The organism is Gracilibacillus phocaeensis (assembly GCF_900626275.1).
GTDB lineage: Bacteria > Bacillota > Bacilli > Bacillales > Amphibacillaceae > Gracilibacillus > Gracilibacillus timonensis.
The window spans coordinates 580,261-597,391 of sequence record NZ_LR131145.1 but is presented as its reverse complement, the minus strand read 5'-3'; the positions used below and the strand labels follow the sequence as shown (position 1 = coordinate 597,391).

Sequence of the window (17,131 nt, the reverse complement as noted above, 5' to 3'; positions counted from 1 at the left end):
GCGGAAGAGGTGAAACAGACACCAGATTCCCGCTAAATAGCAGGAAATAAGAAACTCCCTAGCCATCCTTCGCCGTACCTAGATCCTTTTTGATTTGCGTGGTAGAGATCCCAACGGTTCTAGGCAAATAAATCACATCACAATAGTCCTTTAAGAAGTCAAACTTGCCTTCCCAGTCATCCCCCATCACAAATACATCGATATCATGCTTTTGCACGTCGTCAATCTTTTGTTCCCACTCATGCTCTGGAATCACCTCATCCACGTAGCGGATCGCCTCCAAGATCAATTTGCGATGTTCAAAATCATGGTAAGCCTTTTTCCCCTTAATCGCATTAAATTCATCTGAAGAAATAGCGACTGTCAAATGGTCCCCATATTCCTTTGCGCGTTTTAATATATTGATATGACCCCGATGGATCAAGTCGAATGTTCCATAAGTAATTACTTTTTTCATGATAAACCTCCCGGGAGTGTTAAGTTTTTGTAAAATATAATCATTATATCATATTTTGTAGGTGAGTGAAGGATGATTTTGTTAAAAAAGATGAGAATATTAGTGTTAATATTTGGATCGATTTTTTAAATGGTGTATAATGTCATTACCTAATTAAAGGTAGTAAGAGTTCCGCTCTTTGAATTTTGAAGATTTTTTAACAGCCAGAGTAAACATACTTGATAGTAATGAAGGAGAGCTAAGATTGAACAAAAAAAATGTCGTATATGTATTTAAATCATTGGATGTAGTTAGAGGTGGGTTAACAAGAGCAGTGATGGATAGAGCTAACATGTTGGTTAATTCCAATATTGATGTCACTATTCTTACCGTTGCGTTTCAACCTCAATTCAAAACTATCGTAAATAAACTATACGAAATTGGAAGTTTGGATAAAAAAGTTAAGGTGATGAATTTTTTTCATGATATGCTTGAAATAGGATCAAGTGAAAGAGAAAAAGTAAATGATGAAATATACGAAGAAGATTTTTATGTGTTTAAAGATAAAAGAAAGAATGTTACTGCTTATAGATATTATAAGGACGGTTTTTATGTTAAGTACAAAAAGTATAGTGAATCGGATAAGTTGTTGTTTATTGATTATATGAGTGAAGCTAGACATCGTTATCAGAAGGATGAATATAATGAAGAAGGCGAAGTTGTTCGATCTCGTCAAATGGATCAAGTAACAAATACTCCGCGCTTAGATAGGTATTATAATACGACTGGACATTGTGCGATTTCTGTCTGGTTGGACGCAAATGGAGATCAAAAAAGGACGCTCTTTTTTGATAGAGAACATCCTAAGGAATATTCTCAATTAGAGGATTTTTATAAAGTGTGGGTGGAGCAGAAACTTTCTGTATTATCGTCTCCTATTGTCATGTCTGATGGTAGGTATATGGATAGTCTGGTTGCGAGAGTGAAAGCTGATAATATTAGAAAAGTTGCTGTATTACACAATAATCACTATAAGAGTCCCTATGATAATACCGCCGAGGTTAGAGAAGGATGGTTACCATTTTTGAATAATCTTGATAAATTTGATCGGATTGTCTTTTTAACGAAGGAACAAAAAGAAGATATTGAACAAAGATTTGGAATACTAGAAAAAGCATTGGTCATTCCCCATGCTGTGCCACAAATCGATAAGAATAAATATGAGAATATAGACAAAAATCCACATCTCGCTGTAACCATAGCGAGATATAAAAAACAAAAGAAAATAAATGAAGCTATTAAAGCGTTTAGTTATGTAGTGAAAGAAATACCAGATGCTCAATATCACATTTATGGATTCGGAGACTTACAGAAAGATTTAGAGGCATTGATAAAAAAATTGAAACTAACTAATAATGTAAAACTTCTTGGCTTTACTAGTGATCCTATTAAAAATTATAGAGAGGCAGCTTGCTCAATCTTAACATCAGATTGTGAAGGTTTTGGTTTAGTGTTAACAGAAAGTCTGGCAATAGGCACACCGACTATTTCCTATGATTGTAAATACGGACCAAAAGATATCATCAGAGATGGAGTAGATGGTTATATAGTTCCAAAAGGTAATAAAAAAGAATTGGCAGAGAAAATTATTTCTGTAATGAAAGATAACGAACTAAGAGAGAAATTGTCCAAAAATGCATTGCAAGCTTCAGAACGATTTAGTATTGACAGATATGAAAAAAATTGGTTGGATTTAATTGAAACCATATAATGTAAGTATATGGATTTGACACAATAATTCGTTGAAATTAGGAAATCTCTTGTTGAAAAAATAAGAGATTTCTTTTAGTACCTTTAATCCATGTTTAGTCCTATATCTTCTTCACTCGCAATTAGTAAATTGAAAGTAAATTCTATGTTAAGAAACCGTAAAAACTCTTGGATAAGCTTTCCTCATCCCATAAAATAGTTCATGTCTTAACCATATCCTGATGAAGGAGTAAGCCATGAATAAATACTATGATGAAATTCCCTATATTCGTGCTATAGCTTGTATGATGGTCGTTTTAGTGCATGTATCAGGTAATTCCTATGAAGGGCCGTATTTTGCTGATAATTGGAGTTTGTATATCAATCAATTCAGTCGATTGGGCACCCCGGTGTTTGCGGTTGTCAGTGGTTTTTTACTGTTCCATTCGGTAAACGGCAGGTTCTTCCAGTTCGGCAGGTTTCTTCGTTCCAGAACGACGAAGATTGTGATTCCATTTGTGATCTGGTCGTTTGTCTATCTCGGAGTAAGAGCCTATCTTGGTGAAGATGTATTTCCTAATGTCAGGCAATCGATGAAGTACTTTCTGTTAGGAACGGCACAATATCATTTATATTTTATCGTAACCGTGATCCAGTTCTATCTCCTTTTTCCGCTGCTGCAGTTAATCAAAAACAGGCGAATCATGTTAGGTGTACTTGTTGTCAGTCTGTCGATTAATTATTGGTGGTTTCAAAAAGGGGATATCTCACTCTTTTCTGATCCTGTGAACACCATCTTTAATCATCAATCCTTTATCTTCTATTGGATTGCTTATTTCATGATGGGGTCGGTGTTACAACTTTATTATCCTGAAATTAAAGCGGTCTGTTCCAAGTATAAGTATTGGATTGCGATTGCTTTTATAGGTATGATCACTTTAGCTTTTTATGAAATCGAACAGGGCAAGCTCTTTGCCTCCTCCAGAGTAGAAAATTTGCTGTATATTCCAATTTGGCTGTTATTTTTACTTATGGTCTTTCCTTTTGTTAATAAGAATACCACAGTAACTACGACCTTGCGTGTTATTGGCAACTATTCCATGGGAATCTATTTAGTGCACCCGCTTGTCATTACCATTATTGATCAATGGTATACCTTGCGTCCGCTGGTGTCTTATCAACTCGTCGTTGTCTTCTTGTTGGTGATGATACTGTCTATGCTACTGATTCGCGTTATTTTATGGCTGCCTTTTTCCTCGTATATGATTCCTGTAGGTAAAAATAAATCGAAGGGAGGGTGATTGGAAAAATCATCCTCGTTTTGGTTTATCCTCTTACAAAAAAGTGAACAATAAAGGTAGAATCAAAATTATTCTACAAACCACCGTCAGATAATCCGCAATGAATATAAATTCTATTTATAGGGAAGTTAACAATAATAAAACCCACTCACCAAAAAGTAGGAGAATGGTTCGCTTGTAGCATCCAAGATATATCTTTTTGCAGGAATTTGATATATAATAAAAGGTGGGTTTTATTGAATGATCATTCATTAACTAGGAGAGATGATGATGGGTTTCAATAAAGCAATATTAATAAAAAAAGTAAAGAAATACATTGTCAAAAGAACAATGGTTGTTGGTTCTTATTTAAACGAAGACAACGAATTAAAAATAGAAGTGCAAGCTAAGAACTTCTTAACCTATAACCACATACGGGCAACCATTAGTGATGGGACACATGCTGAAGAGTTGGAATGGCAGCGAGAGAAAAATCTTATCACGATCACGGTTCCTCTTCAGCTATTATCTGATACGAATAATAACGTGATCCGTTTAATGAATCATAACCAAACCTTTTGGCTGAAAATGGATGAAGAAGCGGAAGGTAGTCAGCAGTTTCAAATGTATCAAGGCAAATACTATCGATTATCCGTTCATAAAACCATTTCAATCAAGCGTTTGCTCCCGGAAATTAATTTTTCGGAGGAGAGATGGAGCTTAACAAATATTCAAACCGACTTTAATCATTTTTCTGGTGAATTAGCAATGGAACATCCCATTCAAGGCCATACATGGAAGGTGTTTGCTGTAAAAAATGGTGCGATCAAGCCCTTGGAGGCAGAAATATACAAAGAGGACTCTAGACTAGAGATTAGTGATCTACAAGACTTATCCAATGGCAGGTGGCAGCTGCTACTCTCCATTGATGAGAAAGCCTATTTCCTTAAAACAGACGGGGAACAGCTGTCTTCGTTTGATACGCCGAATCATCAAGTGACACTTTTCACCAGCGAAGAGTTATTACAACTGGAGTTGCAAAGTCACCGTTTACCGGTACAAAATGTGGATGTGGAGGAAGAAGGTCAGACGGTTCAGTTGAATCTAACAATGGACAATCTTTCGAAAGGGCGATCCTACACCTTTATTGTAGAAGATACTAGGTTTTTTAGGGAGAGTCATTATGATGTTCACCCAACCAGCACAGGGCTGGTTATTTCTATCAACCATGAAGATTTGCTCGAAGGTGGGACGTTCAAGCGCTTTTTTCTTATGTCTCAGGGAGAGAAATCCTATAAATATCAATTCTTCATCGATAGTGCCAAAGTATTTAAAAAACGCAGTCTAAAAGTAGACTATCATTCCCAAGAATTTCTGCTACGTATTTATCGCAGAAAGGATCGGTCGATTGGCAGTATGATCGTGCGTCGCCCGAAATTAAAAAGGTTAATCAAGCAAGTGGAAAATTTTAATTTTTCCGGTTATATTGGTAACTTGCGTGTCTTTAAGGAGTGCACGTTTTATTTGACGGTAGAAGACCGCAATACCTTTGATATCAAAGAGTATCCTATTGCAGAAGATTTTGATATTCCATTAAGAGCCAACGACTTAATCTCTGTAAAAGGAAAAGAAAAGAGTGTGCTGGACTTTTTTATTGTCGTGAAAGATGTGGATGGAAATCAGGTCAGAAAAGAAAAAATCAAGTATGAGTTAGCCGACTATCGCAAGGATAATTATTATGAATCACTGCAAGGCGAGGATGAATCTGGCAACCAACATTATTTTCTTGTGACGACCACTCCATTTGGAAACTTGAAAATAGAGACGTTTATGGTCCCGTTTGACGTGGAGATGCAACAGAATACATCAGAAAAGGACGATAATATTTGGTTGATCGGAGAACGCTATAATACAGCGCAAGATAATGGGATTGCCTTATTTCGCTGGTTGCGGGCGAATACCAATATCCAGGCCTATTATGTTATCGAAGCGGACGCAGAAGACTATCAGGCATTACCCGATAAAGAACACGTGCTGACCTTTGGCAGTAAGGTGCATTTTGAGATAGCCAGCCGTGCCAAGGTTTTGCTTGGTACCCATGATTTAGAAAATTTACTACCATATAAACCTGCCAAAGGCTTTTTTGGTTATGAAGATACCGTAAAGGTCTTTCTGCAGCATGGTGTCTTAGGCAGAAAACCGGTGGAATATGATAAAAAAAACTATGAATTACCATTTGATCTGTTTATTGTCAGCAGTGATCCGGAGAAATATGATGTAGTAATGGACAAGATGGGCTATGAGGAAGAAGAGGTGGCAGTGACTGGTTTGGCACGATTCGATCATTTGACGACTACCAACCAACCGCGAGATATCCTGTTGATGCCAACATGGCGTGATTGGATTCATACCGATGAACAATTTCTCAAAAGCCAGTATTATAACTATTATTACAGTCTGATTCACAACGAAAAATTATTGGAGCTACTAGAGGAATATGATGTGAACCTGCATTTTTATCCGCATTACCGGGCGCAGGATTTCTTTGCGCAAGATATTGCCGAGGCGAATAGCCGTGTGAAGTTTATCCGCTTAGGATCGAAGACGGTTCAGCAGTTGTTAATTGATCATGCCTTGTTGGTGACGGATTACAGTAGTGTCAGCTTTGACTTCACCTTGATGAACAAGCCAGTGATCTATTATCATTTTGACGTGCAGCGATTTTTCAAGAGAGGCATACTAAGGCCAGTGGAAGAAACGTTCTTGGGCAAAATCGCCAAAAACGAGACCGAGATGGTCGATCTGTTAACAGAAAGTATCGAAAATCATTTCAAGAATTTTGACATCGAGCTAGATAATATTATCAAGTATCAGGATCATCGGAACTGTGAAAGAACGTATCAAGCAGTAATGCGCAAGCTTAGCAAGGAGTTGGATCATGAACAAACTGAAAGCATTGATTATAAAGATAAGGCGGAGTAAACTTCTGTTGCTCGTATATAAATTGGCCTTTCTTGTGATTTCACTACTTCCAAAAGCAAAAAAAACCGTAGTATTTGAAAGTTTTTATGGCAAACAATATAGTGATAACCCTCGCGCTATTTATGAGTATATGGAAAAACATTATCCTTCCTATCGATTATATTGGAGCGTAGATAAACGATTTTATTCAATGTTTCAAGGGAAACAACTTGAGGTATTACCACGTTTTTCGTGGAAATGGCTGTGGATATTACCGAGAACAGAGTATTTAGTGAATAATAGCCGCCTGCCTAATTGGATTCCTAAGTCAGTAAAAACAAAGTATCTGCAAACTTGGCATGGCACGCCTTTGAAGAAATTAGGAATGGACTTAGAAGATATCCATATGCCTGGAACTAACCTCAAACAATATAAGCTTAATTTTAAACAAGAGTCACTGAAATGGGATTACTTAATATCACCTAATCGTTATTCAAGCGATATTTTTACTAGGGCATTTGGTTTCGAAGGAAAGATGTTGGAAACTGGTTATCCCAGAAATGATTTCATTATAAACTACCAGCATGACAATAAGATGAGGAATAACATTAAACAGAGCTTAAGTATTCCTTTAAATAAAAAGGTGATACTATATGCACCTACATGGCGGGATAATCAGTATTTTAACAAAGGCAAATATAAATATCAGGAAGAATTAGACATGGAAATGCTTCAAAAGGAACTTGGTGAAGATTACGTAATTATTTTACGAATGCACTATTTAGTAGCCGACCATATTGATTTAACAGGGCTGGAAGATTTCGTGGTGGATGCGTCCAAGTATGAGGATATCCGAGAACTATATCTTATTTCCGATATTTTGATCACGGATTATTCGTCAGTATTCTTTGATTATGCCAATCTTAAACGACCGATTATTTTCTTTGTCTATGATTTGGAGGAATATCGGGATATGTTAAGAGGATTTTATTTTGATTTTGAAAATGAAGCACCGGGCCCTTTGGTAAAAACTAATCAACAGTTGTTGACGGAAATCAAAAAACTAGAACAAAGAGAATGGCAGCCATCTCAAAAAGAATTGGCATTTTACCAGAAGTTCTGTTATTTAGAAGATGGAGAGGCTTCGAAGAAAGTAATCGAGGATGTATTTCGTTAGCTAGAAATAGTGTTCACAAGAAGAAATGTATAGTATAATTTCTTAGGTACAATCATGCCTAAGAAACAGGAAGGTAATCTATAGATGAAATCTGTTATAACCGTAATTCAAGAACAAATTCAATATTTTTATTTAGTCAGACGGCTTTCTTTATATGAATTAAAGAGTAAGAATAAGAATAACTACTTAGGAATGCTCTGGGAGATTCTAACTCCCTCGATCCAGATATTGATTTACTGGTTTGTCTTTGGGACATTATTGCGTCGCGATCCAATCACGATAGGTGGAGAGGTAGTGCCATTTGTTTTTTGGCTGATGCCTGCATTCTTCCTATGGACATTCTTTTATCAATCAATGATTCAAGGGTCCAAGTCGATTTATTCACGACTGAAAATGTTGTCCAAAATGAATTTTCCGATGAGTGTAATTCCGAGTTACGTGATTTTTTCGCAGTTATATGTCCACTTTGTAATGCTGGCGATTACGATCGTTATCTTTCAATTCGGTGGATATTATGCTAATATTTATTACTTGCAAATTTTTTATTTTCTATTTGCTACTATAGCCTTGGTTTTTGCGATATCACTCGTTACTTCAACCTTGTCTACAATTATCAGAGATGTTCATATGTTGTTGAATTCGATACTACGTATGTTCTTATATCTATCAGGGGTATTATGGCCGATTTCCAAACTGGCTGATTTCCCCACAATTATGAATATCATGAAACTAAATCCACTGTATTATTTAATGTCTGGGTACCGAGCGTCTATTTTTGGGTCGGAATGGTATATAGTGACACAGTGGCAGTATACTTTATGGTTTTGGGCAATTGTATTAATTTTATTAATTATTGGCTCTACCATTCATGTTCGGTTTAGAAGACACTTTATCGATTATTTATAAAGGCATGTGAATAAAATGCAAAAATCTATTGTAGTGAGAAATATAACTAAAAAATACAAGCTATATAGCGGCACAAAAGAACGATTTCTAGATTTATTAACACCAAAAAGCTTTGGTGAAGATTTTTATGCCTTGCGAAACGTTTCCTTTGACGTAGAGAAAGGTGACATACTTGGATTGATAGGAACTAATGGATCTGGGAAATCTACTTTGTCCAGTATTATGGCGGGTATCGTTCCAGAAACATCTGGAACGATAGAGATCAATGGTCAAACCTCCTTGATTGCTATATCGTCTGGCTTAAAAAATGATTTAACAGGTAGAGATAATATTGAGCTGAAGTTATTAATGCTAGGGTTTGATAAATACGAAATCGACGAATTAGAACCGGAAATCATTGAATTCTCGGAGTTGGATAAATTTATTGATCAGCCGGTGAAATCCTATTCGAGTGGGATGAAATCAAGGTTAGGCTTTGCCATTTCCGTCAATATTGACCCGGATATTTTGATTATTGATGAAGCTCTATCTGTTGGGGATCGGGCTTTCGCCGAGAAAAGTTTAAATAAGATGATGGAATTTAAAGAGAAAGGGAAGACGATGATTTTTGTCAGCCACTCACTTGGTCAAATGCGCAAGTTTTGTGAGAAAATTCTCTGGCTTGAGTTCGGTACAGTGAGGGAACATGGATCTGTTAATGAAGTAATTGACAACTATGAGAATTATTTAAACGACTGGAAAAAGATGAGTAAGCGTGAGAAAGAAGCTTATAAGCAGCAGGTTATAGCGAACAGTATTTCAGAAAATTAATAGAAAAGGTCGTGAAGCCATGCAAATAAAAAAAGCAATCATTCCAGCAGCTGGCCTAGGCACTAGATTTTTACCGGCGACCAAGGCGATGCCGAAAGAAATGCTTCCAATTGTCGATCGCCCGACGATTGAATATATCGTCAAAGAAGCCGTCGATTCAGGTATTGAAGACATCATTATTGTGACCGGAAAAGGGAAACGGGCGATTGAAGATCATTTTGACTATTCGTTTGAGCTAGAGGAAAATCTGAAACGCAAAGGGAAATATGACCTGTTAGACGAAATTCATAAATCATCAAATGTGGATATCCATTATATTAGACAGAAAGAAGCAAAAGGGTTAGGGCATGCCATTTGGTCGGCTCGGAAATTTATTGGTAATGAACCATTCGCCGTGCTGTTAGGTGATGATATCATTAAGAATGAAACACCTTGCCTCAGACAATTGATGGATCGTTTCGATGAAGTGGAGCAGTCAGTCATTGGTGTGCAGCAGGTTCCAGAGTCTGAAACGCATCGCTATGGTGTAATCTCTCCATTAACAGAGGAGAATAAATTATATCAAGTAGAACGTTTTGTTGAGAAACCACCACAAGGTACAGCACCTTCTAACCTGGCTATTATCGGAAGATATTTATTAACTCCGCAAATCTTTGACTTTTTGGCAGAACAGCAAATCGGTGCGGGTGGGGAAATCCAGCTAACCGATGCCATCGAGAAATTAAACAAAGTCCAAAAGGTATATGCCTTTGAATTTGAAGGAAAACGATATGATGTAGGGGAGAAATTCGATTTTATTAAAACCACGGTCGAATTTGCCTTGCAAAGAGATGATTTACGAGATCAGTTAATGGATTATTTAGTAGAACTTCATCAAAAAGATTATCGCCTTTAAGGCAGGGAAGTGCTGTCCAGCCAGCACCATATTGGAGAGGTTACCGTGAAAGATACAGTAAAAATTATGGGGATTGACTTCCTAAATACAAATAAAAAAGCCTTGCTCGAGGAAATAATAACAAGGACCGAGCAGGGCAAGAAGTCGTTTATTGTCACGGCTAATCCGGAAATCGTGATGCTTGCACGGGAAAATAAGGCATATGGAAAGGCGATTCACAAGGCTGATTATATGATTGCAGACGGAAGCGGCGTCGTATTAGCTTCTAAAATGCAAAAGGAGCCATTGGAAGAACGCATCCCCGGTTTTGAAGTAATGACAGATTTAATTGATTATGCAGCAGGTCATCAATTAAGCTGTTATTTTCTTGGAGCAAGTAAAGATGTGAACGATAGAATGATAGATAAATTAAAAGAATTACATCCCGAATTACGAATTGCCGGTCATCATCATGGCTTCTTCGATCTGGAGGATCAGGAAATCGTAGCAGACGTCATCCAATCAAAAGCAGATTTTGTCTTTGTTGCTTTAGGTGTACCCAGACAGGAGTTTTGGATTACCAAGTATTTATCGTCATTTGATAAAGGTATGTTTATTGGTATTGGAGGCAGTTTTGATATTATTGCTGGAGAAGTGAAACGGGCCCCTGATATCTGGATCAAACTAAATTTAGAATGGCTCTATCGTCTTATTAAGCAGCCATTTCGCTGGAAGAGAATTCTGAAGGTGTTTGAGTTTATTTTGCGTATCATAAGTAAAAGGTATTAAGTTAAACGATATAGTGTGATAATGCTACTTTTTTTATAATCCAAGCTTAGGAGAATACTTCCACCCGTGTTGAGGGATATTACGGATACGTGAATAATTCCAAAGATATCACTGATTAGTTCAAATGATTTATCAAAAAGGCTTTAAATATCGTATGGATTAGGATAAAATATAGTAATAGATTGTAAACAAAGTACAATAAAAATGACAAGACAAATGGCATCTTTAATAATAATGGTGCTTTTTGTGCTTATTTTCACATTGCAATTTATCTACTACATGATTTCCATATTATACTTATAGCTATAAGATTAAAACAGAGAAGCGAGGAGCGTTTAATGTTATTTAGTATTGTCATACCATTCAAAGAAACAAATATCGAATATACAAAAAATTGTTTAAAAAGTTTGGAAGAGCAGCATTTTAAAGACTTTGAGGTTTTATTTGTCTATCATGATCCAACTCAAATAAACTACTTGTTTGAGGAGACCATTTTGAATTATCAATTGATTCAAATCGACACAGCTTCGAATGTCAGTGTATTTAGGAATAAAGGATTAGCTGAAGCGAGAGGAGAATATGTATTATTCCTAGATTCTGATGATTTTTTACATCCTAACACCTTAATATATACAAAGAAGATGATTGATAATGAGTATTCAGAGGTCATTAGGTTAAAAGTAAAAGGAACACGCTTTGACAAAAAAACTACCTTAAATAAAAACAATCAAGCATTTTATAAAGATGATACATCAGCAAAGTTAGATCGAATATTTGATAGATTAGATATTAATATAGAAGGTGAAAAACAAACCAAACTAATAAATGAATTATTCGAAGAGGACCTTTTAAATGCTAATTATAAATTAAAAACGCAAAATAAATTTATGAGAACCCTTAGTCGGTCGCTAAAAGTACACGGTTTTATTTTTCAGCGTCAATTTTTAGTGGAAAATGAGCTGTTATTTGACGAATCTAACGACCTTTACGGAGAAATCCCTTTTTTACTTCAGACTTATAATGAAGTATTGTCGATTCAAGAGACAACAGTAAGTTTGTACTATAAATTACTACACAATGATTCTATTAATTATCCTTCACTATCTCAAGAAATACGTGAGGATCGTTTTTTGCAATTTTATAGAGCTTTAAAAGTTGGACTGTTGGCAGTAGATAATTTAACCATCGCTAAGCAAGTAAAGAGAAAAGCAATTAATTATTATCTTTATACGATAGCGAAAAGTAACTCGTTTTCTGCTGAGTTTAATAAATTAATTCCATTGTATCAGGAATTGCAGGAGATTTTGAACATCGATTCAGAACCAATTAAGCTGGCAAGACGCCACAATGTAGAAATTGCGTCTATTAAACGAGGTAAGTTTAAGAGAGCGTACTTTTTCAGTAAAGCTAGAGTAACCCTTTATCAAATAGCTCGTTTTTTGAAGCCTAAAAACAAAAAATCAAGACGAAGAGCAGTTCAACGATTTATAATTTCAAAATTACCAATTCGTCAAAATACAGTTTTATACGAGAGTTTTCTAGGTAAGAATTATTCAGACAGTCCTAAGGCAATTTTTAAGTACTTATTAGCTAATCAATCAGGTGAATGGAGGCATATTTGGGTAATAAATGATAAAGATTTGATCAATGAAGAGAAAGAGTTTCAACAAGGGGAGCATGTGAAAGTAATTAAGCGTTTTAGCTGGAAGTATTTCTATTATGTGACCGTTTCTAAGTATTTTGTGTTGAACATGAGGCAGCCCCCTACACTTTATAAGAAAGATGAACAAATTATTTTATCAACATGGCATGGTACGCCATTAAAAAGACTAGTGTTCGATATGGAAAATGTTGCTTCGGCAAATCCTAAATATAAATCAGATTTTTATCAACAGTCACGAGATTGGGATTATTTAATTGCTGCCAACAAATATTCTGAATCAATATTTGAAAGTGCATTTATGTATCCTCGCGAACAAATATTAACATATGGATATCCTCGTAATGATGTATTGATGAACTTTTCGGATACGTATAAGGAGCAAATAAAAACAACATTAGGCATTCCTTTGGAAAAGAAAGTTATTTTATATGCACCAACCTGGAGAGATGATGAATATCATAAGGTGGGAAAATATAAGTTTAATTTAACATTAGACTTAAATAGGCTAGAAGAAGAATTAGGAGACGAATATGTAATTATTTTGCGGATGCATTATTTTATCTCTGACAATATTGATTTAAGTGAATTTGAAGGATTTGCTTATGACTATTCAAAATATAATGATATCAACGATTTATATATTGCAAGTGACTTATTGATCACTGATTATTCCTCTGTATTTTTTGACTTTGCTAATCTGAGGAAACCTATTTTATTCTTTACTTATGATATTGATAAATATCGAGATATGTTAAGAGGTTTTTATATAGACATGGAAAAAGATTTACCTGGTCCATTACTATATACATCAGAAGAAGTAGTTAACTCCATTAAGAATATTGATCAATTGGAACAGGAATATGCCGATAAATATAATGATTTCTATAATATTTACTGTTCGTTAGACGATGGCTATGCTACGGAAAGAGTAGTGAAACAAGTTTTTGATAGTAGTAAGAGTGGAAAATAAATAATTTGAAAGTATAGAAAATCCTCAACGCTTCATAGACCTTTTTTAAAGGATAAATAGAATCGTTGGGGATTTTTAATCGTTATTTCTTATTATGTGTTTTTGGTATTACTTTTTTTGTCCATGTGATTGTGCGATGTAATGCCAAGATAAATGACATTCGTATAGGTTAAGAATGCAAGTTTCTTTCCCCATTCTAATTCCCGTTAATAGTATAGGCTATTCTGATGACTTCTCACAATACTAAAAATTTTTCATCATACAGAAGCCACCAGCATAACATGCGTATCTACTTTTGGCAGTAGTTATACAATCTCTACCCCTTCACCGACCCAGCCAAAAGCCCACGCACAAAATATTTCCCCAACAAAATATACACCAACAAAGTCGGCAGCGCCGCAAGGAGGGCTCCGGCCATTTGCACATTCCACTGGACGATTTGACTGCCGGAGAGGTTCTGCAGGGCAACCATCACTGGTTGGGCATTGTTATTGGTAATCGTCACAGCAAAAAGAAATTCATTCCAGATATTGGTGAATTGCCAAATCGCCACGACAACAAATCCAGTGATCGACAATGGAATGATAATCCGCCGAAAAATCCCTAAAAAGCTAGCGCCATCTACTTGGGCTGCTTCGATCATGGTATCCGGAATATTGGCATAAAAATTACGGAACATTAGCGTCGTAATCGGCAAACCATAGACAACATGAGTAAAGATAAGACCGCCAATCGAATTATATAACCCGATTTCATTAAGAAATTGGATTAACGGGATCAGAATACTCTGATAAGGAATAAACATTCCAAAAAGAATCATGGTAAAAACGATTTCCGATCCTTTAAAACGCCACTTCGACAATACATAACCATTCATTGCTCCGAGAATGGCTGATAGGAATGTGGCCGGGATCACCAAGTAAAAGCTGTTCATTAAATTCGGTGCCAATTCGGAAAAGGCATGGGTATAGCTGGATATATCTATCGCGGTGGGCAAGGTCCACATCTGAGCAAGGGATACTTCATCCAATGGTTTCACACTGGTAATCAACATAACATACACCGGTGTGAGAAAGAATAGGGCAACTAGTGTTAAGACAATGTATTTGATACTTCTTCTGATTACCATTAGGATGCCCCCCTTCGACTATTAATGAGATAAGGTACAATAAAGATGGCGACAAGCAGCAGCATAATAATGGCAATCGCTGCACCGTTGGCATAATAATTGCCGCGGAAGGTCGTTTCAAACATATACACCCCAGGCACATCGGTGACAAAATTGGCACCCGGGCCTGTCATCGCATAGATAAGATCAAATATTTTCAATGAAATATGAGCCATGATAATGACCACACTCATCGTAATCGGCGTCAGTATTGGTAAAATCACCTTGCGATAGATCTGCCATTCCGATGCCCCATCTATTCGAGCCGCTTCCCTTAATTCATCTGGTATCCCTGTCAAACCAGCTACATACATTGCCAGCGAAAAACCAGTCATCTGCCAGACAGCCGCAATGACGACGGCAATAATCGCCACTGGCAAACCGAATTCAATACTACCCCATTGGAAACCGGCTAAGATATTGGTGTCGGTATACCATTTTGGCTCGATTCCAAAAATACCAAGAAATTGGTTGAAGCCTGTAGACGGGTTCAGTAACCATTGCCAGACTACCCCGGTGACAACAAACGATAACGCCATCGGAAATAAGAAGATATTCCGGAAAAAGGCATTGGCCCTTTTCGTTTGGTCGAGTAAAATGGCGAGGCTGAGACCAAGCACAATCACACCACCAATAAAGAAAATCGTGAAAAAGATAGTGTTGCGCAAGTCAGATTGAAATCGATAATCGGCGAATAAGTACAGATAATTCTTTAATCCGGCAAAGGACATATCGGGAACCAGAGAGTTCCAGTTACTCATGGAAACCCAGCCAGTCCAACCAATAAATCCATAAACAAAGATAATGATTAACAAGAAAGAAGGGGCCAGAAATAAACCAGCCATTAGTCTATCTTTCGTTATTTTCACGATGGGGTCCTCCTCTCTTTTTTTCTTTATTATCCTTCTTAGCAGAATGACCCGCACAACGCGGGCCATTCTTTATTATTTACAGCTCGCCTTCTGCTTGTTTTAATTTCTCAATAAATTGGTCCACGTCTTGCTGGGTGACAAAAATATTCACCTCTTGGTTTATTTTGGTCAGGAAACCTTCCGATGCTGCTGAGCCATGGGCAAGACTTGGCGTCAGGTTACTATTCTGGAAATCTTCCATCGTATCCGTGCCATACTCATCATATTTGGAAGTGTCGGCGTCTACGCGTGCCGGTATCGACCCTTTTAGTGGATTAAAGGCGTCTTGACCCTCCACAGAGGCAAGTACGGATAAGAATTCCTTGACCGTATCAGGATTCTCTACGCCGTCCGGCAAACCAAACGTATCGGTAATGACCATAAAGTCTTCCGTTGTACCTGGAAAGGCAAAATAACCGAAGTCTTGATTGGTTTCCAGGCTTAAGTCATTGGAGAAATAACCTTTGGCCCAATCCCCCATATTAGTCATGGCTGCTTCCTTGCCACCAACCAATTGGGCAGCATCTTGCCAGTTTCTGGAGGCATGATCCTCGTTTACATAGCCGATGATCGTTTGGAAATGTTCTGCTGCTTCTACCACACGAGGATCATCAAAGCTAACATCTCCCGCCCATAAGCCTCGATAATCATCCGGTCCTAGTGTCGCCAATAGCAGATTCTCAAAGATTTGTGTTGCTGGCCATGATTCTTTATCACCTAAGGCCAATGGCACCACACCAGCACTATCCAACTGTTCCAATACATTGACAAACTCATCTAACGTCGTAGGTACCTCGATATCATTTTCTTCGAATAGTTCCATGTTATAAAACAAGACATTACCACGGTGAATATTGACTGGAACGGAGTAAATATCGCCATCCTTACTGACCATGTCAAGCAATTCTTCTGGGAATTTATCTGTCAGTTCATTTTCTTCATAGAAATCGTTCAATGGCGTCATTTTATCGGCTGCTACCCAACTTTCATTTAATTCTGCCCCACCATGTACCTGGAAGGTAGAAGGTGGATCATTCCCTTGCATCCGTGTGGCAAGAACGGCCTTGGCATTCGTACCTGCTCCACCGGCTACCGCTGCATTCTCCACCGTAATATCAGGGTGCTTTTCCTCGAAGAGATCAATCAGTGCCAGCAAACCATCTTCTTCCCCAGCACCAGTCCACCAGCTAAAGATTTCAACGGTATCTTCTCCACCACCGTCTGAATCGCCTCCATCATCGCTTTTTCCGCCTGTATCTTGATCATCTCCACCACATGCCGCTAACAGTAACAACATGAATAAAAAGAGAAGTGCCAGACTTTTTTTCCACATTCCTAATACCCCCTATATAAATAATATGAGCGCTTTCATTTATGATTATATAAGGAAAGCGCTCTCTTGATCGGTCTTGTTTTCTGTATATTTTTACGAAAATC

At 37.1% G+C, this 17,131-nt stretch carries 13 protein-coding genes; 9 read left to right on the top strand and 4 right to left on the bottom strand.

Translation table 11 applies throughout. The features are described from left to right. Positions 1-58: 58 nt before the first annotated feature. A complete protein-coding gene (tagD, locus tag E0E32_RS18890) occupies positions 59-457 on the bottom strand; it encodes a glycerol-3-phosphate cytidylyltransferase (protein ID WP_066190592.1) in 399 nt (132 codons plus the stop codon). A 178-nt stretch (positions 458-635) separates the two neighbouring features. Between tagD and E0E32_RS18885 the strand changes: the two genes are divergently transcribed. The 9 genes from E0E32_RS18885 to E0E32_RS18845 all read left to right on the top strand — a co-directional run bounded on the left by E0E32_RS18885 (position 636) and on the right by E0E32_RS18845 (position 13,615). Then, complete coding sequence (locus E0E32_RS18885) at positions 636-2,207, top strand: glycosyltransferase (RefSeq protein WP_130860495.1); 1,572 nt, start codon at positions 636-638, stop codon at positions 2,205-2,207. 235 nt (positions 2,208-2,442) lie between these two features. Then, positions 2,443-3,486 (top strand): acyltransferase, encoded by a 1,044-nt coding sequence (locus E0E32_RS18880; RefSeq protein ID WP_130860494.1) that lies wholly within the window; start codon positions 2,443-2,445, stop codon positions 3,484-3,486. A gap of 270 nt (positions 3,487-3,756) precedes the next feature. Further along, on the top strand, positions 3,757-6,447 hold the full coding sequence (locus E0E32_RS18875; protein WP_165445085.1) for a CDP-glycerol glycerophosphotransferase family protein: 2,691 nt from the start codon (positions 3,757-3,759) through the stop codon (positions 6,445-6,447). Continuing rightward, positions 6,404-7,603, top strand: a complete 1,200-nt coding sequence (locus E0E32_RS18870) for a CDP-glycerol glycerophosphotransferase family protein (protein ID WP_130860492.1) — start codon at positions 6,404-6,406, stop codon at positions 7,601-7,603. Before E0E32_RS18875 ends, E0E32_RS18870 begins: the two co-directional genes overlap by 44 nt. A gap of 84 nt (positions 7,604-7,687) precedes the next feature. Further along, positions 7,688-8,509: an ABC transporter permease gene (locus E0E32_RS18865; RefSeq protein ID WP_130860491.1), complete on the top strand. Its 822-nt coding sequence runs from the start codon at positions 7,688-7,690 to the stop codon at positions 8,507-8,509. A 15-nt stretch (positions 8,510-8,524) separates the two neighbouring features. Then, on the top strand, positions 8,525-9,319 hold the full coding sequence (gene tagH / locus E0E32_RS18860; RefSeq protein WP_130860490.1) for a teichoic acids export ABC transporter ATP-binding subunit TagH: 795 nt from the start codon (positions 8,525-8,527) through the stop codon (positions 9,317-9,319). 19 nt (positions 9,320-9,338) lie between these two features. Continuing rightward, complete coding sequence (gene galU, locus E0E32_RS18855; RefSeq protein WP_130860489.1) at positions 9,339-10,214, top strand: UTP--glucose-1-phosphate uridylyltransferase GalU; 876 nt, start codon at positions 9,339-9,341, stop codon at positions 10,212-10,214. Between the two features lie 45 nt (positions 10,215-10,259). Next, positions 10,260-10,982, top strand: coding sequence for a WecB/TagA/CpsF family glycosyltransferase (locus E0E32_RS18850; RefSeq protein WP_286172000.1), 723 nt, complete (start codon positions 10,260-10,262; stop codon positions 10,980-10,982). A gap of 338 nt (positions 10,983-11,320) precedes the next feature. After that, positions 11,321-13,615: a CDP-glycerol:glycerophosphate glycerophosphotransferase gene (locus E0E32_RS18845; RefSeq protein ID WP_130860488.1), complete on the top strand. Its 2,295-nt coding sequence runs from the start codon at positions 11,321-11,323 to the stop codon at positions 13,613-13,615. A gap of 316 nt (positions 13,616-13,931) precedes the next feature. Here E0E32_RS18845 and E0E32_RS18840 read toward each other — a convergent pair whose 3' ends face one another. From E0E32_RS18840 to E0E32_RS18830, 3 genes are all read right to left on the bottom strand, one after another. Further along, positions 13,932-14,744, bottom strand: a complete 813-nt coding sequence (locus E0E32_RS18840; protein WP_066190709.1) for a carbohydrate ABC transporter permease — start codon at positions 14,742-14,744, stop codon at positions 13,932-13,934. Beyond that, on the bottom strand, positions 14,744-15,628 hold the full coding sequence (locus E0E32_RS18835; protein WP_286172032.1) for a carbohydrate ABC transporter permease: 885 nt from the start codon (positions 15,626-15,628) through the stop codon (positions 14,744-14,746). Before E0E32_RS18835 ends, E0E32_RS18840 begins: the two co-directional genes overlap by 1 nt. Before the next feature lie 103 nt (positions 15,629-15,731). Beyond that, complete coding sequence (locus tag E0E32_RS18830) at positions 15,732-17,027, bottom strand: ABC transporter substrate-binding protein (protein WP_130860486.1); 1,296 nt, start codon at positions 17,025-17,027, stop codon at positions 15,732-15,734. Positions 17,028-17,131: the final 104 nt, after the last annotated feature.

What these genes read in the sequence shown, in the direction of transcription:
- tagD (WP_066190592.1), bottom strand. Translation starts at nt 457, where the DNA reads ATGAAAAAAGTAATTACTTATGGAACATTCGACTTGATCCATCGGGGT.
- E0E32_RS18880 (WP_130860494.1), top strand. Translation starts at nt 2,443, where the DNA reads ATGAATAAATACTATGATGAAATTCCCTATATTCGTGCTATAGCTTGT.
- E0E32_RS18875 (WP_165445085.1), top strand. Translation starts at nt 3,757, where the DNA reads ATGGGTTTCAATAAAGCAATATTAATAAAAAAAGTAAAGAAATACATT.
- E0E32_RS18870 (WP_130860492.1), top strand. Translation starts at nt 6,404, where the DNA reads ATGAACAAACTGAAAGCATTGATTATAAAGATAAGGCGGAGTAAACTT.
- E0E32_RS18865 (WP_130860491.1), top strand. Translation starts at nt 7,688, where the DNA reads ATGAAATCTGTTATAACCGTAATTCAAGAACAAATTCAATATTTTTAT.
- tagH (WP_130860490.1), top strand. Translation starts at nt 8,525, where the DNA reads ATGCAAAAATCTATTGTAGTGAGAAATATAACTAAAAAATACAAGCTA.
- galU (WP_130860489.1), top strand. Translation starts at nt 9,339, where the DNA reads ATGCAAATAAAAAAAGCAATCATTCCAGCAGCTGGCCTAGGCACTAGA.
- E0E32_RS18845 (WP_130860488.1), top strand. Translation starts at nt 11,321, where the DNA reads ATGTTATTTAGTATTGTCATACCATTCAAAGAAACAAATATCGAATAT.
- E0E32_RS18840 (WP_066190709.1), bottom strand. Translation starts at nt 14,744, where the DNA reads ATGGTAATCAGAAGAAGTATCAAATACATTGTCTTAACACTAGTTGCC.
- E0E32_RS18835 (WP_286172032.1), bottom strand. Translation starts at nt 15,628, where the DNA reads ATGGCTGGTTTATTTCTGGCCCCTTCTTTCTTGTTAATCATTATCTTT.
- E0E32_RS18830 (WP_130860486.1), bottom strand. Translation starts at nt 17,027, where the DNA reads ATGTGGAAAAAAAGTCTGGCACTTCTCTTTTTATTCATGTTGTTACTG.